This window comes from Cytobacillus oceanisediminis (assembly GCF_007830235.1).
Lineage (GTDB): Bacteria > Bacillota > Bacilli > Bacillales > Cytobacillaceae > Cytobacillus > Cytobacillus oceanisediminis.
In genome coordinates, this window is record NZ_VLKI01000001.1 from 749,463 (window position 1) to 771,440 (window position 21,978).

The following is a 21,978-nucleotide window of genomic DNA, read 5'->3' on the forward strand; positions in this document are numbered from 1 at the left end:
TGATCGAAACGGTGTTTGATGGGGCACCGTTTTTCTTCCGTTATGTATACATATTTTAGCGGCCCTTCTACCATAATATAATAAAATAAGCTGAAGAACGTATGGAGATAAGGACTTCTTGATTGAACACGGGTGGATGGAATATTTTAGGACCAGGAGCGATTTTAATGGGAAAATAATTTTCCCAACCAAATAAACCAATTTTTTAGATAAAATTGGTTTTACTGTGGTGGAGATCCCGGAGGATAGTAATACGGAGGAGCTTTAATCCACCCGCGCTTAATCATTTAACAAAAGTATTTTTCCTTTATGCACTTCTCTTTACTCCACTTAAACTATTCTTAAAATATCAACTGGCTCATAAACCATGAAATCCGGCTCTGCGGCTTTCACCACTTCTTCTGCATCAAAGCCCCATCCCACCCAAATCACCTTTATGCCAGCTTTTTTGCAGGCAACAATATCCCGATATTCATCGCCCACATAGATAACTTCCTCCGGTTTCAAATTTTGTTGTTTTAGAAACCTTTTTATTAAAGTATCCTTCCCAAATATGCGGCTGGAACAAAGGATTTTTGTGACACTTTTAATCTCATTGCGAAGAAGGAAGGCTCTAATATTTTCTTCAGAGTTTGATGAAATAATGGCTGTCTGTACACCTCTTCCATCTAGTTCATTCAGCACATTGTTCATTTGCGGAAACAAATGAATGTCCTGAATGGCTTGCCGGTACCTTTTATAAAACTGGGGCATGATTATAGGCATCTTATACATTGGAAAATTCAGCTTCTCGCTCCTTTCCCTGATTGACATTCTTCTCATTTCATCTAGTTCTTCTATTTTTATCATCTTAAATTTATGCTTCATCGCCATACTATTCCACGCCGAGACAAAGACTTCTTTCGAATCAGCGATTGTTCCATCGAAATCAAAAATTACATGTTTGATCATATTGTTTGCTCCTTATGCCCTGCATTCTAATCCTCAAAAAAAACGATCCTTCTGACAGAATCGCTTCCAGGTAATGCTCCTTATTTAAGTGCCAGGCTTTTAATATTCTCTGAAGGTATACCAGCTTCAATATAGCTTCTTGCCAGCTTCCATTCTCCAAGGGTATCTTCCTTGAAGGTTTGGAAGAACAAATTGGCTGTATCCAGGCTTATCCCATTTATAATTATCGTGGCTGAAAGAATAGCGAGCATTTCTCCTTCTCTAATCTGAAGGACCGAGACTTTGCTCACACCCCATTGGGCTTCATTCTCTTTAATAAACTCAAAGCCCTTTTCCCAGCCTGTGATAGATTCCTCATAACCAAAATCGGACACCAAACCATCCGTTACTTCCCTTGCCTGATAATCCCTTGCTATAACTCGTTTCATCTCAGCTAGGGAACAATTCCTCCAAATGTCCAAATACCTGTCCAAAAACACATGAAATGTTTTTTCCACCATATTCCTCCAATACGTGTGAATATTACAATTTAATTCGAGGTTGTTTGGGAAATCCCTTTTAAGATTTAAAAAAAATTAAGCAAGGGCGAGCCTCAAAATCCTATATATCAACAAAATTTTCAATATATCAACGAAAATGGACCACATATCAACGATCGAAGGTCAACGAGGCTAACTGCAATAGATAGTTTTTTATTTGGAGCCAGAATGTCACTCTTTTCAACGATATCATTCCCGAAATGCCGATTGATGGTGTTATAATGTCTTTATTGATTGGAATTCTTACATATGGAAGGTCGAGTTGGATGAATAGAAATGTACTAATGATGCTTTTCGCTTTTCTAATGGTGCTAGGCGGCTGCAGCCAAGCTAAGACTAGTGAAGAAATAATCTATGTTGCAGCTGCTTCTGATTTATATCATGCATTAACAGAAATAGGAGATGAGTTTACGAAAGAAACGGGTATTGAGGTGGAATTCACCTTTGGCTCTACAGGCCTGCTTACACAGCAAATCCAGGAAGGTGCTCCGTTCGATTTATTTGCAGCAGCACAGGAGTCATATATTGATAAGCTAATTGATAAAAAGGCAGTCGAAAAAGACTCAAAAGAATATTACGCATTGGGAAGGATCGCCATTTTAAGTTCGGATTCTGGCAGAGAAGAGATAAAACTGGATGATCTCTTAAGCCCTGAAGTGAAATCCATAACGATTGCCAATCCGGAACATGCCCCATATGGAAAAGCAGCAAAAGAAGCATTGGAAGCCTCAGGTATTTGGAATGAAATAGAGCCTAAGATCGTATATGCGGAAAATATCAGGCAAGCCTTTCAATATGTGGAATCAGAGAATGCAGATGCCGGGATTATAGCATTGGCCTTGCTGCAGGAAACCGATTTGCCATATGAACTGATTGATGAAAAAGCCCATTCACCCATTAAGCAGACACTCGGAATTCCTATGCAATCGGAGAAAAAAGAAGAAAGCAAAAAATTTACTGAGTTTATTTTGAGTAAGCAGGGGCAAGAAATATTAGAAAAGTATGGGTTTGATTTGCCGTAATGGAAATGATTATCGTACCTTTAACATTATCGTTAAGGATTGCTATTTTTGCTACCATCTTAGCATTCATCATCGGTATTTTTTTATCCTGGTGGTTTGCTTTTAAGAAAAATAGATTGACAAAATTTTTATCAATTATTGTCACGATTCCTCTTGTTATACCGCCAACGGTTTTAGGCTACTATTTAATTTTGCTGCTTGGCAGAAATACGCTTCTTGGACAGTGGTTTGAGACGGTAACTGGAAGTCCGATCATCTTTACTTGGAAAGCGGCTGTGATTGCAGCAATGATTGCTTCACTGCCCTTATTGATTAGTCCGATTCAGGCAGCATTTGAATCAATCAATAAAGACACAATCGGTGCAGCCGAGCTGGATGGGGCCAATCCGTTTAAATTGCTCATTTATATCATTTTCCCGCTTGCATATAAAGGGATTCTGGCCGGGCTGGTGCTCGGATTTGCAAGGGCGATGGGAGAGTTCGGTGCCACATTAATGGTTGCAGGCAATATCCCTGGTAAAACGCAGACACTCTCTATCGCTATTTATGATGCTGTACAGGCAGACAGAATGTCAGACGCACATCTAATGGTTATCATCTTAACAAGTGCCACTATTTTCTTTTTGTATATTATTCACAAGTGGTTTAAATAAAAGCAGCACCCCCATCATTTGCTCTGACCCAATAAAGTTAGACATAAAAGGGATGCTGCTTTTTATTTTTCTATGGGCTCTGATAAACTCGACTGATGATTTCAGCACGAGGCACTCAGCGAACCGCGGGCGGTCCGGGAGCCTCCACGGTACATCGCGCCTGCGGGTCTCCCTTTGACACACTCCTCCCGCTGGAGTCTCGTGCCTTCCACTCCAATCGACACTGTGCAAAATCAACATTTAGCTTTAACACAGTCTTCTATTAAATAACTATAAATATACTGCTCGCCGATTTTCCCCATTTTTTTACGGCCGGTATCCTGGAATCCTGCTTTTCCATATAGTTTCTGGGCAGCAATATTTCGTCTGTTCACTGCCAAAACAACCTCGCTGCAGTGGGGAAATTCCTTTTTCAAAAGTGGCTGCAGGAGAGCCATGCCCTTCCCTGCATAACCTTTTCCCTGTTGTGAAAAATTGATGGACAACGCAGTCAGAAGCATAGCTTTGGGATTTTCAGTAAACTCTTTAACTCTTTCAGTAGTATGCAGGATAAAAAAGCCGACAGGATGATCTTCCTTGGTTATAACAATGGGGAATTGTCCCTCTCCCGCTTCTAAAACATCTTTCGGCAATGCAGTAAACTGTTCCTGCTCCTCTGGCAGCGTGAATGATCTCAAAGCCTCTATATGTTCTGGGCGAAGTTTTTGCAGATCGATGTTCTTTTTATTCATATACATCCTCCCCATCGGTCAATCCAAAAATTTCATAATGATGATAAACAGGATCGATACAGCAAAGAAGCTTATAAAGAAGTATCCAAAATATCTTAATGGTCTCGGAAGCTTCTTTAACTCCACATCCGTTGGATAACCTTCAATCTTATTTAAATGGTCCATCCCATCGTTAATTGGGTTTTTATCCGGCAAGCTATCCTCTCCTTATACATTTTTATAGTAAAGAACGGTTGCAGCCAGTTCACCGTTAGCTGATTTCGCATAACCAGGAATTTTACCGGCTTTTATAAAGCCCAATGATTGATAAAGATCATTGGATGGATCCCCTTCTCTTGTATCAAGAACAAGCAGCGTTCTGCCATCCCGCTTTGCTTTCTCCTCAGTCGTTTGCATGAGTAAACGTCCAAGGCCCTTCCGGCGTATAGAAGCATCTATCATTAATTTTGCGATCTCTGCGCGATGGCTGCCATTCTGTTTCGTGCATAAATGCAGCTGTACTGAGCCAACAACTTTACCATCCATACGTGCTAAAAATAAGATTACATCATCCGATTTTAAGATTCCTGCCCAATATTCGTCCGCCACCGATCTTCCTAATGACGGCAAGAAACCTATAGAAGCTCCTTCCTCTACCACATTTATTAAAAGCTCTGATAAATCGGCTTCATATCCTTCAATCGATTTAACCTCTAGTATCTCTATATTATTCAAACTTGCCACCCGCTCCCCTTCTAAATCTTCTCCTGGTCATTCATTTCTTCTTGTTTTAGCCTTTTTACTTCTTCCTCCAAGTAATCAAGCCGCTTATGAATTCTTTAGAAAATTGGCAGGTACGCGATCATGACAATCACTAACCAAGCCATTATTGGATTCCCCCTTTAAACACTCTTCTCTATATACATTCCATTCTTTCAAATTGATTTCCTTTATGGATATAACAGTTAATTAGAAATTTTCCACATAAAAAAGAGGTAAAAAAATTAGGTTGCAGCCTCAATCTTCCGAATATATGATAAAGGTATACCATTTAAAGGAGTTGATATTTTTGAGTAGCTACGGTTCCTTAGAACCCGACCCTGATAATCTGCAGGAGGAAGCGGGACATATCTGTTTGTTGAGCGGGAAGTACTATTGCTTAAATATCAACAACGTTAGAGGTATCTTTGCTTCCTCATTATAACGAGGAGGTTTTTTTATGATTGAAATTTTTAAAACAGATCAGGATTGCAAAGTAATTTCTGCTGAAGAGATTACCAAGGGATGCTGGGTTAACATGGTCAAGCCTTCGCATGAAGAGGTTGAGCTGGTATCCAGTAAATTGAATGTTCCAGTTGATTTTATTAAAAATGCATTGGATGACGATGAATGGTCCCGTATTGAAAAAGAAGATCAGGATGTATTTATCATCATTGACTTTCCCTATATGACACATGACGATGCTGGTTTTCCCATTTATGAAACGATTCCAATTGGCATTATTATGACGGATAATTGCTTCGTAACCGTTTCATCAAAAGAAACGCCAATTTTGGAAGTATTTAAGAAAAATAAAGTTAAGGGCTTTTATACGAATAAGAAAACCCGTTTCGCCCTGCAAATCTTATATTTTATTTCTACTTACTACCTGCGTTATCTTAAGCAAATTAATCGAAAAACGAATGAAATAGAGCGGGAACTTCACCAGTCCTTAAAAAATAAAGAATTATATGCTTTTCTAGCTTTAGAAAAGAGCCTTGTTTATTTTACAACCTCACTTAAATCTAACAAAGTTGTTCTGCAGAAAATACTGCGGATGAATTATGTAAAAATGTATGAAGAGGATAAGGACCTGCTCGAGGATGTTATGATAGAAAATCAGCAGGCAATCGAAATGGCAGAAACCTATAGTTCGATTTTAAGCGGCATGATGGACGCTTTTGCCTCTGTCATTTCAAATAACTTAAATATGGTCATGAAATTCCTCACATCCGTAACCATTATCTTGGCTTTGCCTACCATGGTTGCAAGCTTCTTTGGAATGAATGTGAACTTGCCTTACCAGAACCACCCTTATGCTTTTGTTATGATTCTTATCGTCGTTTTCCTATTATCGAGTTTCACTGCACTCATTTTTTGGAAGAAGAAATTCTTTTAACCAAAGAGCTGTGCCGGTCATCAATCCGACACAGCTTTTTTTATGTCTCTGTTAAACTTGCCTTTTGATTTCCGCTCAAGTAGCTCAGCGAACAGCGCGCGGTCCGGGAGCATCCTCGGCGCTTGCGACTGGGGGTCTCCCTTTGACTCGTTTCTCCCGCTGGACTTTGAATAAGCACCCTCGAATAAACACCTCACGAAGAAAATGCGAATGCATTTTCGAGGATCTCACTCCTGCCGCTCCAATCAATAGGGTATCAAAATCAACAACGCTCTTTTACACAGCTTTTTTATAAATCCATCTCGTTCCACTATCTAAACCAGCCCTTCTTTTTGAACCACCAAAACATCCCGGCTCCAATGACAAACATTAAGAATAGAGTTTCATAATAGCCATACTTCCAGGTCAGCTCAGGCATGTTTTCGAAGTTCATTCCATAAATTCCTGCTATAAACGTCAGCGGCATGAAAATGGTTGTAATGACGGTAAGCACTTTCATAACCCGGTTCGTCTGATGCGAGTTGATGGATAAATAGCTATCCCTGATATCATTCGTCAGTTCCCTGTTTCCATCAATCATTTCCGTCAGCTTCAATAAATGGTCATGTATATCAGCAAAGTACTCATATCTTTCCTTTACGCCTGTCAGCCGGTGAGAATTGATTACGCGATAAATAAGATCTCTCATCGGGATAACGGTATATCTGATTTGCAATAAGTGATGGCGGATATCAAATAACTTTTCCAGCAACTCTTCCATGGACTCGTCGTTTGGATTATCTTCAATTAGGCTTAACCGATCTTCAAGCTGATAAACGATTGGAAAATAATTATCGACGATTTTATCGAAGATATGGTACATGACCAAATAGGGATCCCATTTATTTATTTTTTTGCTTAAATTTAACCGATCCCATACTTCATTTATCTCTTTCGATGCTTCATGATGGTAAGAAATTATGTAATTGGAACCAATGAAAAAGTTAATTTCCTGCTTGCTTTCATCAATATGATTTAAGCTATGCGTTACAAAAAAGCTATAATCTTCATAGTAATCCATTTTTGGGCGCTGCAGTTTTACAATACAATCTTCTATCGCTAAAGGATGAAATTGAAAAGTCTTATCCAGTTCTGCTGTTTCTTCTTCAGTTGGCTGATCAAAATCTACCCAAAACCATTTGAAATTAGCAGAATCTGCTTTCAAAACCTCTAGAGAAATGTCTTTGCTTAATTCATTCTTCTTATTCACCGCTTGAATTCTAATCATGTTATTCTCCTAAAATCTATGGTTATAAAATATTTTTGACATTTTTGATGACTATTTCCTGAACAAATAGAAATAGTAGCCACCCGCTAATCCCAAGTCCGATTGCAGCGAAAAGATTTAGAGATTTCTGCAATGAAATGTACACAATGCCTAAAAGGAAAGCTGTTGCAGGAAATCCAGCCAAAACGCCCAAAGCAAACTTACTTAAGATTACTGCATTTTCACCTTGTAAATGGAGCCAAATGATGCTTAACAAGCTGACTAAGGGAAGTGCGGCAATGATTCCTCCATAAGCAGGATATCGTCTGGCTATTTCCGTAACCAGCCCAATGACAAGTGCAGATGCGATAATCTTCATTAGAATTTGCATTGCTTTGCACGCTCACTCAAGATCTTTAGTGCTTGTTCAATGGCACACTGTTCTTTTTCATCCAGTTCATTCAAAACCTGCTTCAACTTCTCTTGGTCAAGGCTGGTATTTCTGTCTAATACCTCTTTTCCTCTCCCTGTTAAACAAATGAATGCCTTTCTTTCATCAGCAGGATCCCTTTTCTTTATTATAAATTGCTTATTCTCCAATCTTTTCACATGTTCTGATGCTGTGTTATGCGAAACGTTAAGAAATGAGGCAATTTCACTAACACCAATATTCCCCTGTTTATCAATCAGCTGCATGATACGTATCGCCTGGTGGGTAATTTTATCAGTGTGAATGTAATGCAAATGAAAGTAAATATCTGTCCAATATTGATTTAGTAAATCTGCTTTGTTTTTCATATGAACCACCTTTTGAACCAATTATATCGTATTATACGATACAACAAAAGAAAGGTGGCGTTACAAATTCTGTTTTTTCGGGAATGTTCGCCAATCTATGTCAGATGTGATATAATTAAACTGCATGAAAATACTATAGGGACTATTAGACTTTCGCTGTCTGCCCTATTAAAGGAGCAATAACTTATCGAGAAAATTAGCGTTTTCCTTGATGATTATCGATCAGCGCCAGAGGGATATGTTTTAGCAGAAACCGTCGATGAGTGCATGGATTTGCTGCAAAATTTTTCAATAGAACATCTCTCATTAGATCATGATTTAGTGCACCCAGACAGAAATGGCTTTTTGCTCGTACAATTAATGGTGAAGGAAAAGTTATTTGCTAATCGCATCACCATCCATTCTGCCAATTCGGTCGGCGGAAAAGCTATGTACAAGCATTTGAAACAAGCACAGGAAGATACTATTCTTTGCCCATCAATTATTATTGCTTTGAGGCCTCTGCCTTTAGATTTTTACCCTCCCGGATTTATGAAGCATTATTTGGAAACTATTTAGATAAAAAAAAATTAAATATTCATGATAAATAAATTTAAAAAAGAGCCAAGAAAATGGGGCTCTTTTTTTGCTGGAAAACCCCCCCACCTCCTTCACTGATTAAATGCTTTACTGTTTTTATATAAAAAGGAATTTAAATTGCCAAAAAATATTGACTTCTCTATTTTTGTCTGATAAATTATTTTTAAATAATAAATCGCTGACGAGAAGAGTACGTCAGGATCACTGTTCCAAAGAGAGCCGGCACCTTGGTGAAAGCGGGCGTCCAGTGCCTGTCCGAAGATCATCTCCGAGATGCAGAGCTGAAACTGAGTAAGCTTTGACGGGTTTTTCCGCCGTTACAATGGAACGCGTATGATTGTACGTTGCTGAGTGCTGCAGTTTTTTGCAACTGCAGAATTAGGGTGGTATCGCGAGCACAGACTCGTCCCTTTCATAGGGACGGGTCTTTTTTATTTTTAGGCTCTGTTAAATTTGCCTGTTGATTTCCACTCAAGAAGCTCAGCGAACCGCGGGCGGTCCGACGCTCCTCGGCTACTTGCGCCTGTGGGGTCTCCATTTGACTCGCTTCTCCCGCTCGAGTCACGCGCCTTCCGTTCCAATCAACAGGGTGCCAATATCAACAATGAGCTTTAAAAGAGCTTATTTTTAAAAACAAAGGAGAGTTTACTAACTATGAAGAATTTTGACAGCTTATTTATCGGACTCATGTTATTTTCAATGTTTTTCGGAGCAGGAAATCTGATTTTCCCTCCATTTCTTGGTGCCCTTTCCGGCGCTGCCTTTTGGATGGCCATGGCCGGCTTTATTTTAACAGCAGTTGGATTGCCTTTCATTGTCCTTCTTGCTATTTCCCTTGCTAAAGGTGGTGTTGATGCGATTGCCAGCCGTGTTCATCCTCTTTTCAGCACAGTTTTTATGGTTGTCATTTACCTTTCAATTGGGCCATTCCTTGCCATTCCGCGAAATGCAAGTGTTGCCTTTGAAATGGGAGTGATGCCTTTCTCGAATGAGTCCTGGAATTCAACCCTGGTATTGTTCTTGTATACAGCGGTTTTCTTCTTGCTTGTGTATATCGTCAGTTTAAACCCGGCCAGAATGGAGAAATTCATGGGCCGCTGGATCACACCTGTTTTGCTTCTATCAGTGGTTGCCCTTTGTACCGTAGCCTTAGTTAATCTGGACGCAGCACAGCTTGCACCTGCAGGCGGCTATGAGAGTGGAGCATTCTTCAAAGGATTCCTTGAAGGCTATAACACCATGGATGCCCTTGCTGCACTAGCTTTTGGCATTGTTATCCTTACTGCCATTCAGAAAAAAGGTGTACGTGACGAAAAACAATTATCCCGCCATACTTTAAAAGCTGCTCTAGTTGCAGGTACTTTATTGACATTAGTATATGTCTCTCTAGGCTTGATGGGCGGAAAAATGGCTGCTAATGGCACTTATGAAAACGGTACAGCTATTCTTTCATCTGCCTCCTCTTTATTATTCGGTAAAGCTGGCACGGCTTTTATCGGCTTTATCTTTACGCTTGCCTGTTTTACGACTGTTGTCGGCTTAACAACAGCATGCGGCCAATATTTTTCAAATCTATTGCCAAAAGCAAGCTATAAAACTGTTGTCATTGCTGTTACACTTGTTGGATTTACACTATCAAATCTCGGATTAAGTCAAATTTTGAAAGTTTCGGTGCCTTTCCTTGTTACTGCTTACCCGTTAACCATCGTACTTATTACACTTAGCTTTTTTAATCGCTATTTTAAAAATCCTCGAAAGATTTATGGAAGTGCGATGCTATTCACCGGAGTATTTGCTGCATTGGGCGGTTTAAGTGCATTCGGCCTTGAACTTGGTGCTCTTCAAAGCTTGAGAAACATTCTTCCTTTTGCTTCAGTCGGTATGGAATGGGTTGTTCCTGCCCTTGCAGGTACGGCAATCGGAATGCTATTAAGCAATACCGGCAAACAGGAGCCCGCTGCAGCAGACCAGCTTGATGCAAAAGCTTCTTAATACGAAAGCTCTGCTAAACTTGCCTGTTGATTTCCGATCAATAAGCTCAGCGAACCGCGGGAGGTCCGGGAGTCTCCTTAAGCATTAAGCCTGCGGGGACTCCCTTTGATACGCACTCTTTATAATAAGCTTCCTCGAATAAACACCGCACGAAGGAAATACGAATGCATTTTCGAGGATCTTATGCCTTCCGCGTGCCAAAATCAACATTAAGCCAGTCCAGAGATTCATCCTTTGTGGCGATATGCCCATCCAAACTTGTAGCAATGAATAAAATTTGTTTTCCGTTGTTTTGTCATTTTTTACTCCCTTGGAAGGTTTCTTTTCTTCTAGTATGTATCTAATAATAAAATAAAGCGATTCCTATTAGGAGAATCGCCTTGAATTTTTTACTGATCTTCCTTTCCAAGAATTGAATTTCTGGCACTTATATAACCGGCCCCATATACGTACGGATTTTGATCTTTTGGAAAATCCCCCCATGCATCTGCCCCATCCTTAAGCTTCATTTTTACCAGATCAGGTGACAGCTGGCGGTTGCTTTCAAGGATTAAGGCAGCAACTCCTGCGCAAATCGGTGTAGCCATTGATGTTCCGGATAATGAGAAGTATTCAGTGCCTACGCGAGCTGATTTTTGAAACTTATCCAAATAGGAGTTTGGTGACCGCAATGATATGATATTTACACCAGGTGCTACTACATCGGGCTTAACCAACTCACTTGCCAGCGTTCCCCGGCTTGAAAAGTTTGCTATAGTATCACCTTCACGGTCTGGTGTGTCTCGATCGTCCATTGCACCGACTGTTATTACTTTTTTACTGATGCCCGGACTGGCAATTGTTCCAAAATTCGGACCCGAATTCCCTGCTGCAACGCAAACAACAATTCCTGCATCCCATGCTGCCTCTACCGCTTTTACCATCATATCTTCTTCTGGATGGCCTACAGGTGAGCTTCCAAGGGACATGCTGATAATGTCAATTTTGGGTTTATTATTTATGCCCCTGTTATAATCGATGCACCACTGGACACCTGCCATGACGGTAGATAAGGATCCTGATCCTAGCTTATCAAGTACTTTTACCCCTATGAGGTTTGCATTCGGAGCAGGTCCCCGATAAACTCCTCCAGATGCGATCCCATTTCCAGCAGCATCCCCGGTACAATGGGTACCATGGCCATTATCATCATAAGCGTCTGGTCGGTCATTAATAAAATCCTTGAATTCAATAATTCGAGTCCGCTGAGTATCAGGGTTCTGCAAATCCTGGTGTGGGTAAATACCCGTATCGATGACAGCTATCGTAACATCTTGTCCTGTTAAGGAACTGCTAGCTCCCAGCGCTTCTCCTGCTTCTACTGAGGGGGTGGCAACGTCTAGAAGAGCTTGTACTTTTCGATCGTAATAGATTTTGTGTATATAGGAGCTAGAAGTTAATAGATCATCCAGAGCAGCTGGTGTCATTTCCATACTGCAGCAGGAAACACTAGAAAAGCTTCTTTTTACTTTTGCTCTAAAATGCCTTTCGGAAATAACATGGCATTCTTTAACTGCATCAGAAAAACTGCAGTTATTTTTAAATTCAACGACTACAGGGAAGTTTTTTGTCCTTTTCAGCACTTTTTCCAAAGGGGAATGCAAAAAACAAGGTGTCCATTTAAAAGGGGTATAAAGTTGAATCAAATCCTGGCGCAGCTGCAAATCCAGTTTATCTGCATGTGCGCGAACCATTTGTATCATTGAAAATCCAAACATGTTTATCCTCCTTTCCATAAGCTAGTAACAAGCTATGAAAAGGAAGAGAAAAGGGAACGGTGTTTGTCCAATACGCTAAAAGAATGACAAAATAAAGGGAAGGCTGATTGGCCTTCCCTCTATTTAATATTCTATTAAACTATTGTATAAGAGTTTTTTGACAAAACCTGTACTTTTATCCTGATAGCCCATTTCCTTATAGAATCGGTGGGCTAAATCCCGTTCGCCCCGGTTGCCGCTATTTAATACGATCCCGGTCCCAAATCCTTAGCAAGCTTTTCCACTTCCTGCATCAATCTCTTGCCGCCTCAATCTTCATCTTTTTTCAAGCGGCCAAAGGCATGAAGAATTTTATAGCGCTTACCTGCAATAATGCCTTGCATTTCCTTTTTTTAGGCAATAAAAAAGGAAAAGAGTATAAGCTCTTTTCCTAGTCGATCCACTTAACAACATCATCAAACGGCCTGCGGGTTTTTGCTCTTGGCTCTTTTACACGGTACCCAAAAGCAACCATAACTGAAAGGCCAAAACTGCCTTCCTCCAGCAATCCCTCATCATTCAATAGGTTATTCATTTTTTCAATATCAAAGCCTTCAATTGGACAAGAATCGATACCAATCTGGGCCGCAGCTGTCATCATATTCCCAAGTGCTATATAGCTTTGTTTGCACGCCCAATCAAACAACGGGCGGTCCCCATCCAAAAGGTTAAAATCAGACTTTTGGAATTCTTCAATCCGCTTTAAATAATTAGACATAAATTCTTCTGGCATGCCTAATTTATTTTTAAAATGATCCTGCAAATATTCGGAATCATACCTGGTATCTTTTTTGGTTCTTGCCAGAATTAATACAAAATGACTTGCCTCGGGGAGTTTCCCAAATGCCCCCCAGGAAGTATTTTTAATCTTATCGCGAAGCTCTTCATTCTGGACGACCACAAAACGCCAAGGTTCAAATCCGAATGAACTTGGTGACAAACGCCCTGTTTCCAAAATTAAACGAAAATCACCTTCTGGAATCTTTTTATTCGGATTAAACTCTTTTGTCGCATGCCTGAAATGATAAGCACTCAATATTTCTTCTTTTAAAACTTCATTATCTCGCAAACCAAAACATCCCTTTCATTTATGTCTTTCTTTAAAGTAACACATTGTAAGAATGCATTCATGAAATAAGCATTTTAGTTTACCCTAATAAATGTAATTATGATAGGACCTAGATCGCTTCAACAGAAATCTCCAATGAGGCTGAAAGAACTCTCTACAATTTAGAGAAATTTTTAAAAGTTGTGATACATGTTTTTAAAATCTACTTAAACGGCAGATAAACTGTTTTATCTTAAACAAACTGACCTATTGGGTTAGTTTTTTAGGCTTTTCCGGTATTTGCTGTGCCCGTCTGTTACCCCTATGAGTTCAAAGCCGTTATTCTTATAAAAAGCGTTCAATTTTGGGTTGTTTTCAACACAATCGAGCTTAATGTATTGTTTATCAATAGTTATTTCTTCATCAATCCAATTTAATATGGCTGCACCCAGACCTTTTTTCATAAATTTGGGCTTTACCGCAAGCCTATACAGATAAAGAGAGTCATGATTCGCTTCCTCACCAAAAATATGCTTGTCCCAGTCGTTTTGCTCGGAGGACAAGGTAAAGGTTGCCGCTAATTTATCACCCTTTGTAACAAGATATGTGTTTCCCTTAGAGACGGCCTGCTTTATTTCATCATCATCGCCGCCTCCCAATAGATATTGCCATTGGTCAATTCCTTGCGATTGAATCCATATCGCCACTTCTTTCAGCATATCCATGATTTTTCCGCTTTCGGCTTCACTTGCAATTTTAATTTGATAATCATTAAGAATACTCGCCTGCATCATACATACCTCCTAATCTATAAATCCATCGACAGCCTAATCATGTCTTTGCATTGTATCCCACTTTCAAAAATATCTTCTTTATAATGGCGCACAAAATAATCCCGATCGACACCAGTGATTCTAAATCCGCATTTTTGGTAAAGAGCCAGCTGCCCAATACTTGAGTTTCCCGTTCCAATTTCGAGAGTCTTAAAACCCTGCAGCCTGGCCGTTTGAATGGAATGCTCGATTAGCTTTTTCCCAATCCCCATCCCCTGCCGGCATTCGTCAACAGCAATATTCACAATCTCAAATGTGCCTGGCCTCGTAGCCAGCATTACACAGACGGCGATTCGTTCTCCGCCTTCCTCACAAATATAAGTTTCGCCTCTATTCAGATAATCCTCTATCATTTCAATGGAAGGGTCGGCCAATAAGAGCAGCTCATTTGGAGGTGACTCCATTTTATCCAGTTTCCTGATCTCCACTTTCTTCTCCTTTTTTATGCCAAACTTTTAAAATATTTATAAAAAATTTCTTCTGTCTGTTCCTTTGGATCAAAAACAGAATGCCCAGACCCGGCTATGATTTCAACCTTTAAAGAAGGATGATATTTTGTAAAGACTTCAATTTCCTCCTCTTTTAGAAGTGAACCTTCTTCTCCCCGTAAAATCAAAACAGGTCCCTCTATATGGCTAAGGCCTTCGGACAAGTCGAGATCCTCTGAATCTTTCTGCAATTTCATAAGCAAATCTTTATGCACTCTTGCATGGATTCCATCCTTTTTTTCCACATAAAACTCTTCCTTGCGTTCTGCAAATTCCTCCTGTCTTATCTCCTGATTAGGGGCAATATCCTGATAAAGCTCCTCCCATGTCTGGTGAACTTTATATCTGGCAAGAAGGTTTTCCACCCACTCCTTTTTCATCTTAAAGCTCTTTGCTGGAAAGTCTCCGGCAACAAAGCCCTGTATTTTATCTGGATAATCCAAGGCAAATTGCACTGTATTTGGAACGCCTCTGGAAAATGAAATGAAATGAGCTTTTTCAATCCCAGTATTCTGCATGACTGCCTCGATATCACTGGCCAGATGGCGAATGGTAAAGCCTTCCTCTGGCAAGCCGCTATCTCCGCACCCTCTGATATCGATCGAAATAACCCGTCTTGGTTCTCCCCATATCCCCTGGGAAAGTTTTTCCCCGATCCATTTGAACATCCTCGCATTGGAAAGATTGCCATGAATGCAGATTACCGGAAGCCTGTCATTTTTGAAAGTCGGCTCCCATTCCAGGTAATGAAGGTTAAATCCTTCTTTTCTTTTTATATAGTGATGATCCATTTCGGTTATCCTCCTTATCTATTAGCCTAAAATGCGATTAATCTGCGCCTGTTTCTCTTGACCTTCCATATATTCAAAGAAACCTATTTTATTTCCCCATGGATCGGTAAAGGTTGCCCATTTAACGGGAACTTCTTTTCTTGAAAAAATCTTAAAATCTCCAACTTTCAGTTCATTCATAACTCTTTCGCGTTCACCCTCCAAATCGACTACGCCCAGCCGAATCGGACCGCACCCGTTACTCGGCAGGCCCTCAGCCACCTGGAGCCAGCATCCCGGAATGAGCTCCCACTCTGCAAATCCGGCATGGGGGATAAAATGCGGTTTTTTATTAAACAATGTCTCATACCATCTCTGTCCTTCTTCCATATCCGGTACACGAATTTGAACCGTCATCTCATAGATCACTCAAACCCTCCTGTTCTATTCCAATTTATGTATTTCGATAAACCTTTTCTGTTTCCTGCTTTTGCAGCTTTATCGCTAAATAACTCAAAATTTAAGCCGCCTGGATGAATATTCCGGGCGGCCTGCTATATCATAATCATTTGTCTTATTGTCACTTTCATATTGATCAAATTTTTTATATGCGATCTTAGCCATTTCCTGCAGCTGCTAATAGACAGCAAAAACCAGCCAGGATTTAATCCTAATACATCAAAAGGAGACCCTATTTTCTATAATATGATTTTTTATACAGGTGAACCAGTCGCCTATAAATTCAATATGCAGTTTGACGGCACTGCCTTTTACTGGCACCCATGGGAAACAGCCATTTTACCAGACGAAATAGAAGAGTTTATAAAAGAACAGTAAAAAAACAGCATTGGGCTCAATGCTGTTTCTTTTCTGCAATCGCAAGCCCCAATCGGTCCAAAGCATGAGAGATTCCTTGCTGCAGGATGGAAAAGCACGGAATTTTGGTTTCGGTAAAGCCTCTTTCGATTATTTGTACACTTAATTCTGGTGATATGCCGACGAATATGCATTGAGTGCCCAACAATGAAGCTGCTTTTACAAATTTTTGCAGGAAATCGAGTGTGTATTGATCGACACCCTTTAAAGCCGTTAAATCTAATATCAGATACTCAGCCTTATATCTAGGCAAATTCAACAGTGTTCTGTTTAAAAGTTCCTCTGCTCTAAGTTCTTCATATTTCCCAACCAAAGGAATAACCAAAATGGAATCAGTGACCGGAATGATCGGTGATGATATCTCTTTAATAATTTCAGATAATACCCTGGTCTGTTCAGAGATTTTTTGTTCCATTTCTTTTTGGGCAGCCTGAGCCTGTTCTTGGATCATGGCATTAACATTCAGTGATGGCGTTATTTCAGATTCGAAGAACTCGTATTCGGAATAATCGTCTCCTTGGACTTGGCTTTTCACCACTTTATACCACACATTGGTTTCAAATAAGCCGCCTAATACTCCAGCCCAATGCCCAGGCAGAAAAGTGCCTTCCGTCTCTTTCTTTTGTGCAACATTGATTTTATATTCCCAGCCATTTTTGACACGCACAATAGCTTTCTTTTCCTCAAAGCAAAACGATACAATGTCGGTTTTGCCCCAGCCCGCAGTTAAGTAGATATTTGGAAGGTGGTTTATGATTATTTCTCTTTCCTTATCGGATTCCAGATAAAATTTGCTTACAATTTTGCCCGTATGGTAGCCGGCAGTTTCCAGAACAAGCTTTGCCTGCTTTTCCCCGGCGATTTCCTCAATTGAGTCAAGCAGAGTTTTAAAGGCTGTATTCACCCAGAAAAGCACTACTTCGTCATTTTCAAAATTAAACGTTCCCTCATCGAGATCCCAATCAAATAGAGAACCGTTGACATCTATTTCGTAAGTGGAAGATTTAGACTCCATCGAATGTCCTCCTTGCATTTTAAATAGAATCAATCTATTTATACAGTCATCTTTTTAAGAACATTACTATTCTACCCTCTAGCTTATTTTGGAGTCAAAAATAGATATGCCATCTGGTAAAAATTAATTAAATTTGCAAAAAAAGCATTTGCTGCGAGGAGCAGCATTTTACATTCCTACAAAAAATTTAAGTTATCTTTCATTAAGGTAATGTATTTGCCAATTCTTCCAAGTTCTTCACAACAAGATCAGGCTGCACACCCAGTTCGTCAAATGGTTTGTTATTCCGGTTTATCCAGCAGACCTGAAAGCCAAATGTTTTCGCACCTGAGGCATCCCATGGATTGGAGGTGACAAACAGCGCATCTGTTTTATTAATTGATAATTTAGCTGTTCCCAATTCATACACACCCATATAAGGCTTATAGATTTTCAGTTCATCAACACTAATGACCTCATTAAAGGCTTCTGTTAGATTCGCATTCCTTACAAGTGGATTCAGCATTTCCTGCGTTCCATTTGAAAGAATTGCCATCTTCCTGTTACTTAACATTTCTAAAGCTTTCGGAACTTCCGGAAATGCCTTCAAGCGCAGATATTCATTCAATAAAGCACTGCGAATTTCCTGGCTGGCTTGCAAATCCAAAGCTTTTAATGCAAATAATAGTGAATCCTCGGTCACCTTCCAAAAATCTTCATATCGGTCCATTAATGAACGAAGCCATGTATACTCCAGCTGCTTCATCCTCCATATCTCGCTTATCTGCATCCCTTTCTCCGGAAAAAATTGTTCGCATTTCTCAGAAACAGAATGCACATCAAAAAGTGTTCCATAAGCATCGAAAAAAATGGCTTTTACGGACATATTGATTCCCTCCTTTAAAATAAAAATATTTTTTCTTAACTGTATTCGTCCATTAAAGATAAGGGTATATATTCGCGGGCACAGTCCCAGCTATAGAAGGGAACACTAAAATCTTGATTCATGAAAAGTTAACCATTTAAGTCTATATACTACAAACTCTCACTTATCACCTGCCTAGGCTCCTATTCTCTCTGAAATGTCTACTTTTAACCATTCAAAACCATTAGCACCCTGTTGGCTGAAAGTGCACTAGGTAATCAAAATAAACAGAAAGGATAAATTAACCAAGAGAACCTTGCTTAATCTATCCTTTTTCTACCCATACAATTGAAAATGTACTGCCAGTATTTGAACTATCCTTTAAAATTAAATTGGCGTTTAATGCTTTGGCGAGCAGCTTACTGAACGGCAAACCTAATCCTAGCCCTCTTACTTTCAGCTTTTTTTGTTCGCCTCTGTAAAAGCGCTCAAAAATATACGGCTGCTCCTCAACAGGTATACCCGTTCCAGTGTCTTGAACATCAATATATTCTTCCTTTAAAGTTACCATGATATGGCCATTTGTATCGATTGCCTGATAAGCATTATTTAGCAGATTAATTAACACTTGCTGCAGGCGGTAGGGATCCGTTGACCGATAAATCGTTTCATTTGGTACTTCGACGCTATATTGAAAATCGCTTTTTTGGGTTAATGCCCATTGGCGGACAATATCCTGAACAAGTTTATTCATATCACAGGTTTCAGGCCGTATTGAAAAAGCACCAGCCGAAAGGGAGTTGAAATCCAGTAAATCTTCTATCATCTTCTGCAATCGATTGACTTCTTTTAACGTTATATCAAGAAACTCCTGCTTTTCTTCACCGTGGACAACCCCATCCCGGACAGCCTGGACAAGCCCGCTGATGGACGTAACGGGTGTTTTCAGATCATGTGTGACACCTGCCAGCAATTCTGCCCGGAGTTTTTCAAGATGCATTAGGCGTTCTGTCATTTCTTTAAATGAAGTTATTAGATTATGAATTTCTTCCTCATTAGCTGAAGCTTTTAAGTCAATTTCATAATCCCCTTCACTGACTTTGGCAGCGGCAAACGCTACTTCCTGGATCGGCCGTGAAATTTTACGCGAAAGGAAATAAATCACGCTCCAGCCGAGCAGCCCCAATCCGACCAGCATAATAAATAACAGGCGGTATTCCTGATTCACATTCGTCAAATCATCAGCGCTCTGTACGACGACAACCCAGCCCACTTGGTTTTCATCAACTGTTATTGGTGTCTTGACTGCGTAAAAAGACTGGCCATCCTGCGTTTTCATCCTTTTAACATTTTTTTCGTTCCCCAGCAATTCAGCGGGCAGTGTTCCGAGCCCCGGACCAGCTTGACTGTTTCTTGGCATGCGGCCAGCTTTTTTATAAAGAACCTGACCATTTAAATCACTTATAAAGACTTGCGGCTCAAATTTAAATTCCAGCAATTTTGCCCTTTCCTCCAGCATTCGGTTAAAAAAAGGATCAAATTCTATATTGCCGTCCTGCTGAACCACCCGATCCGCTGTTTCGACGGCTAAATACTGCATTAAATTCAGCCGGTTTTCAAGGGTTGTTTGCCTGATCCACCACATCGAACCCGCCGCTAAAATAAAGAGTCCAACTAAAAGGGTAAAAAGATAGCGGGTCGTCCAATAGCGAAGCAACGTGGTCCGTTTTCTATTTTTCATAAACATGGAATTGGTACCCCATTCCTCTTAGTGTACGGATTTCACCTTCCGAAGCCGGCCAATCCGACAAAGCCTGCCGGATTCTTTTTATAGCCAAATCGACTGCACGGTCGCTTCCATCATAATCCATTCCCCAAACATGCTCAATCAGCTGTTCCCTTGTAAAAGTTCTGTTCGGCCTTTCTGCCAGAAATAACAGTAATGACAAATCACGAGGCGTCAAATTTACTTCTTTTCCATTTAAGAATATTGTGTGGGAATCAAAATTAATGGCCAGACTGCCAAATTGCTTTATATGTTCATCAAGGTAAACATTCGGAGAACGCCTTAAAACAGCATTCACGCGTGCAACTACTTCATCCCCTATAAAGGGCTTGGAAATATAATCATCTGCACCCGTATTCAATCCTTTTAATTTGTAATCAATATCACCAAGGGCCGTAAGCATAATGACAGGACAGGCGCTTTTTTCACGGATTTTTTCCAGCACACTCCAGCCATCCATCACCGGCATCATGATATCCAGAAGCACCAGATGAGGTGAATGCTTGAAAAATAAATCCAGTGCATCCTTCCCGTTACTAGCCGGCAAAACTTCAAACCCTTCACGCTGCAAGTATGCACTTAAAACCTTCGAAATTGCCGGTTCATCTTCTGCGACAAGGATTTTTTTCATTTTTACCGTCCTCCAATAACTTTACTATACAGAAAAATCCCCGAATTTGTATACGGGGATTTTACAAATCAATTAAAGGCGTCAGTTGTAGTTTGATCAGCTTTATTTTGGCCGCCCATGACTCCTTGCTGTCCCATGCCGCCTCCGTGGAATTTTCCGCCATGGCCTTTACCTGGACAATTAAAATCCATTCCATATCCGCCTTTCATGCCCATTCCCCTCATTCCAATCCCTTTAGTTCCAAAAAGGCCTTCGCCGAGAACCTCTTGTAATTTTTCGCTATCTTTTTCTTCTATTTCAGCAACAAGCTCAGCTGTTGTTTTATCTTTAGTGGAAATCCCAAGCTCCTTGGCAAGATTAACGACTTTTTTCTCCCGTACTTCCTGAGCAATTTGCTGAACGTATTTGCCGTCTATAGTGATTCCAAGTTCTTTTGCTTCTTTTTTCACCTTTTCGGAAGCAACCTCCTGGGCGACATCGCGTATGTCTCTGCCTTCAACAGTAATGCCGAGCTTTTCAGATTCCTTTCTCACTGAAGCCGTGAAAATTTCCTGAGATAAAGACTGCAAATCCTTGCCTTCTGTTGAAATTCCAAGTTCTTTGGCTTCCTTGTTTAAAGATGCTGTCTGAATATCCTGCATGAGGGCAACCGCATCTTTCCCGTCCGTCGATACCCCTAGTTCTTTAGCCTGTACTTTTAGTTTTGCCAAGCGTATTTCCTCATGAAGGGCTTGTACATCTTTCCCATCTGTTTTAATGCCCAAATTCTCCGCTTCCTCTTTTACCTTTGCAAGCAATACCTCTTCCATAAGCTCAGCCGTTTCCTTGCCATCTGTTTTTATCCCCAGTTCCTTTGCTTCCTTTTTAATTTCTGCAGCGCGGATTTCCTGCAACAGTGTTTGAGCATCTTTTCCATCTGTCTTAATGCCAAGCTCCTCAGCTTTTTCCAGGATCGATTCAGAATCACCTGGGAATCCATGATGTCCAAATCCCTTGCCTTTAAAGTTCCAAGTTAGGGCCTTTCCTGTTTCGGTCGATGTTTCCGCATCTATCGCATAAGAAGTTGTTGCATACCCTCCTGCCAGTAACACACCTGCAATCGTTAAACCTGCTAATGCCTTTTTCATACGTATACCTCCTGAACTTTTTATAAGGCCAAGCATCGCTTACCCTCGCTTTTACTATACCGGCCCAATATGTCAGGAAGATGTCAAGGATCCTATTGGCAAAAATAAAAATCGCC

Annotated in this window: 25 protein-coding genes and 1 other annotated feature; of the genes, 6 read left to right on the forward strand and 19 right to left on the reverse strand. The window is 40.3% G+C overall.

The window, feature by feature from the left end; translation table 11 throughout:
* Nucleotides 1–330: 330 nt before the first annotated feature.
* Together IQ19_RS03690 and IQ19_RS03695 are read right to left on the reverse strand one after the other, a co-directional pair.
* On the reverse strand, nt 331–951 hold the full coding sequence (locus IQ19_RS03690; RefSeq protein ID WP_199749365.1) for an HAD-IA family hydrolase: 621 nt from the start codon (nt 949–951) through the stop codon (nt 331–333).
* An 80-nt stretch (nt 952–1,031) separates the two neighbouring features.
* Nucleotides 1,032–1,451, reverse strand: a complete 420-nt coding sequence (locus IQ19_RS03695) for a flavoprotein (RefSeq protein ID WP_242020883.1) — start codon at nt 1,449–1,451, stop codon at nt 1,032–1,034.
* Between the two features lie 305 nt (nt 1,452–1,756).
* Here IQ19_RS03695 and modA point away from each other — a divergent pair, with 305 nt between their 5' ends.
* Both modA and modB read left to right on the forward strand, forming a co-directional pair.
* Nucleotides 1,757–2,512: a molybdate ABC transporter substrate-binding protein gene (modA, locus tag IQ19_RS03700; RefSeq protein ID WP_158638731.1), complete on the forward strand. Its 756-nt coding sequence runs from the start codon at nt 1,757–1,759 to the stop codon at nt 2,510–2,512.
* Nucleotides 2,512–3,165: a molybdate ABC transporter permease subunit gene (gene modB / locus IQ19_RS03705; protein ID WP_144539920.1), complete on the forward strand. Its 654-nt coding sequence runs from the start codon at nt 2,512–2,514 to the stop codon at nt 3,163–3,165. The genes modA and modB overlap by 1 nt, the downstream gene beginning before the upstream one ends.
* A 233-nt stretch (nt 3,166–3,398) precedes the next feature.
* Here the strand turns inward: modB and IQ19_RS03710 are convergent, their stop codons facing one another.
* Genes IQ19_RS03710 through IQ19_RS03715 form a run of 3 tightly spaced genes read right to left on the reverse strand, consistent with a single transcriptional unit; the run spans nt 3,399 to nt 4,610 of the window.
* Nucleotides 3,399–3,896 (reverse strand): GNAT family N-acetyltransferase, encoded by a 498-nt coding sequence (locus tag IQ19_RS03710; RefSeq protein WP_144539922.1) that lies wholly within the window; start codon nt 3,894–3,896, stop codon nt 3,399–3,401.
* 18 nt (nt 3,897–3,914) lie between these two features.
* Nucleotides 3,915–4,091, reverse strand: a complete 177-nt coding sequence (locus IQ19_RS27670; RefSeq protein ID WP_158638732.1) for a hypothetical protein — start codon at nt 4,089–4,091, stop codon at nt 3,915–3,917.
* A gap of 12 nt (nt 4,092–4,103) precedes the next feature.
* Nucleotides 4,104–4,610: a GNAT family N-acetyltransferase gene (locus tag IQ19_RS03715; RefSeq protein WP_199749374.1), complete on the reverse strand. Its 507-nt coding sequence runs from the start codon at nt 4,608–4,610 to the stop codon at nt 4,104–4,106.
* A gap of 484 nt (nt 4,611–5,094) precedes the next feature.
* Between IQ19_RS03715 and IQ19_RS03720 the strand changes: the two genes are divergently transcribed.
* Nucleotides 5,095–6,033, forward strand: a complete 939-nt coding sequence (locus tag IQ19_RS03720; RefSeq protein WP_144539924.1) for a magnesium transporter CorA family protein — start codon at nt 5,095–5,097, stop codon at nt 6,031–6,033.
* Between the two features lie 310 nt (nt 6,034–6,343).
* Here the strand turns inward: IQ19_RS03720 and corA are convergent, their stop codons facing one another.
* Genes corA through IQ19_RS03735 form a run of 3 tightly spaced genes read right to left on the reverse strand, consistent with a single transcriptional unit; the run spans nt 6,344 to nt 8,077 of the window.
* On the reverse strand, nt 6,344–7,300 hold the full coding sequence (corA, locus tag IQ19_RS03725; RefSeq protein WP_144539926.1) for a magnesium/cobalt transporter CorA: 957 nt from the start codon (nt 7,298–7,300) through the stop codon (nt 6,344–6,346).
* 22 nt (nt 7,301–7,322) lie between these two features.
* Complete coding sequence (locus tag IQ19_RS03730) at nt 7,323–7,670, reverse strand: DUF3147 family protein (RefSeq protein WP_144539929.1); 348 nt, start codon at nt 7,668–7,670, stop codon at nt 7,323–7,325.
* Nucleotides 7,658–8,077 (reverse strand): MarR family winged helix-turn-helix transcriptional regulator, encoded by a 420-nt coding sequence (locus tag IQ19_RS03735; protein WP_144539931.1) that lies wholly within the window; start codon nt 8,075–8,077, stop codon nt 7,658–7,660. Before IQ19_RS03735 ends, IQ19_RS03730 begins: the two co-directional genes overlap by 13 nt.
* 195 nt (nt 8,078–8,272) lie before the next feature.
* Between IQ19_RS03735 and IQ19_RS03740 the strand changes: the two genes are divergently transcribed.
* On the forward strand, nt 8,273–8,635 hold the full coding sequence (locus IQ19_RS03740; RefSeq protein ID WP_338422628.1) for a cyclic-phosphate processing receiver domain-containing protein: 363 nt from the start codon (nt 8,273–8,275) through the stop codon (nt 8,633–8,635).
* Nucleotides 8,636–8,825: 190 nt separating this feature from the next.
* Nucleotides 8,826–9,070 (forward strand) — a binding site (T-box leader).
* A gap of 240 nt (nt 9,071–9,310) precedes the next feature.
* Nucleotides 9,311–10,648: a branched-chain amino acid transport system II carrier protein gene (gene brnQ / locus IQ19_RS03745; protein WP_144539935.1), complete on the forward strand. Its 1,338-nt coding sequence runs from the start codon at nt 9,311–9,313 to the stop codon at nt 10,646–10,648.
* 389 nt (nt 10,649–11,037) lie between these two features.
* Here the strand turns inward: brnQ and IQ19_RS03755 are convergent, their stop codons facing one another.
* From IQ19_RS03755 to IQ19_RS03780, 6 genes are all read right to left on the reverse strand, one after another.
* Nucleotides 11,038–12,405, reverse strand: a complete 1,368-nt coding sequence (locus IQ19_RS03755) for a S8 family peptidase (RefSeq protein WP_144539937.1) — start codon at nt 12,403–12,405, stop codon at nt 11,038–11,040.
* Nucleotides 12,406–12,835: 430 nt separating this feature from the next.
* Nucleotides 12,836–13,513 (reverse strand): NAD(P)H-dependent oxidoreductase, encoded by a 678-nt coding sequence (locus tag IQ19_RS03760; RefSeq protein WP_144539939.1) that lies wholly within the window; start codon nt 13,511–13,513, stop codon nt 12,836–12,838.
* A gap of 254 nt (nt 13,514–13,767) precedes the next feature.
* Nucleotides 13,768–14,286: a GNAT family N-acetyltransferase gene (locus tag IQ19_RS03765; protein WP_242020885.1), complete on the reverse strand. Its 519-nt coding sequence runs from the start codon at nt 14,284–14,286 to the stop codon at nt 13,768–13,770.
* 14 nt (nt 14,287–14,300) lie between these two features.
* Nucleotides 14,301–14,753, reverse strand: coding sequence for a GNAT family N-acetyltransferase (locus tag IQ19_RS03770; RefSeq protein WP_144539941.1), 453 nt, complete (start codon nt 14,751–14,753; stop codon nt 14,301–14,303).
* Between the two features lie 14 nt (nt 14,754–14,767).
* Nucleotides 14,768–15,604 (reverse strand): alpha/beta fold hydrolase, encoded by an 837-nt coding sequence (locus IQ19_RS03775; RefSeq protein ID WP_144539943.1) that lies wholly within the window; start codon nt 15,602–15,604, stop codon nt 14,768–14,770.
* A gap of 21 nt (nt 15,605–15,625) precedes the next feature.
* A complete protein-coding gene (locus IQ19_RS03780) occupies nt 15,626–16,012 on the reverse strand; it encodes a VOC family protein (RefSeq protein ID WP_144539945.1) in 387 nt (128 codons plus the stop codon).
* 162 nt (nt 16,013–16,174) lie between these two features.
* On the opposite strand from IQ19_RS03780, the gene IQ19_RS03785 reads away from it, so the two are divergent.
* Complete coding sequence (locus IQ19_RS03785) at nt 16,175–16,420, forward strand: hypothetical protein (protein WP_144539947.1); 246 nt, start codon at nt 16,175–16,177, stop codon at nt 16,418–16,420.
* A gap of 16 nt (nt 16,421–16,436) precedes the next feature.
* Here IQ19_RS03785 and IQ19_RS03790 read toward each other — a convergent pair whose 3' ends face one another.
* The 5 genes from IQ19_RS03790 to IQ19_RS03810 form a co-directional block, all read right to left on the reverse strand.
* Nucleotides 16,437–17,474: an STAS domain-containing protein gene (locus IQ19_RS03790; RefSeq protein WP_144539949.1), complete on the reverse strand. Its 1,038-nt coding sequence runs from the start codon at nt 17,472–17,474 to the stop codon at nt 16,437–16,439.
* A 202-nt stretch (nt 17,475–17,676) separates the two neighbouring features.
* Complete coding sequence (locus tag IQ19_RS03795; protein WP_144539951.1) at nt 17,677–18,339, reverse strand: haloacid dehalogenase type II; 663 nt, start codon at nt 18,337–18,339, stop codon at nt 17,677–17,679.
* A 304-nt stretch (nt 18,340–18,643) separates the two neighbouring features.
* Nucleotides 18,644–20,065 (reverse strand): sensor histidine kinase, encoded by a 1,422-nt coding sequence (locus tag IQ19_RS03800; RefSeq protein ID WP_144539953.1) that lies wholly within the window; start codon nt 20,063–20,065, stop codon nt 18,644–18,646.
* Nucleotides 20,049–20,735, reverse strand: a complete 687-nt coding sequence (locus IQ19_RS03805) for a response regulator transcription factor (protein WP_144539955.1) — start codon at nt 20,733–20,735, stop codon at nt 20,049–20,051. The genes IQ19_RS03800 and IQ19_RS03805 overlap by 17 nt, the downstream gene beginning before the upstream one ends.
* Before the next feature lie 68 nt (nt 20,736–20,803).
* Complete coding sequence (locus tag IQ19_RS03810; protein ID WP_144539957.1) at nt 20,804–21,862, reverse strand: coiled-coil domain-containing protein; 1,059 nt, start codon at nt 21,860–21,862, stop codon at nt 20,804–20,806.
* Nucleotides 21,863–21,978: the final 116 nt, after the last annotated feature.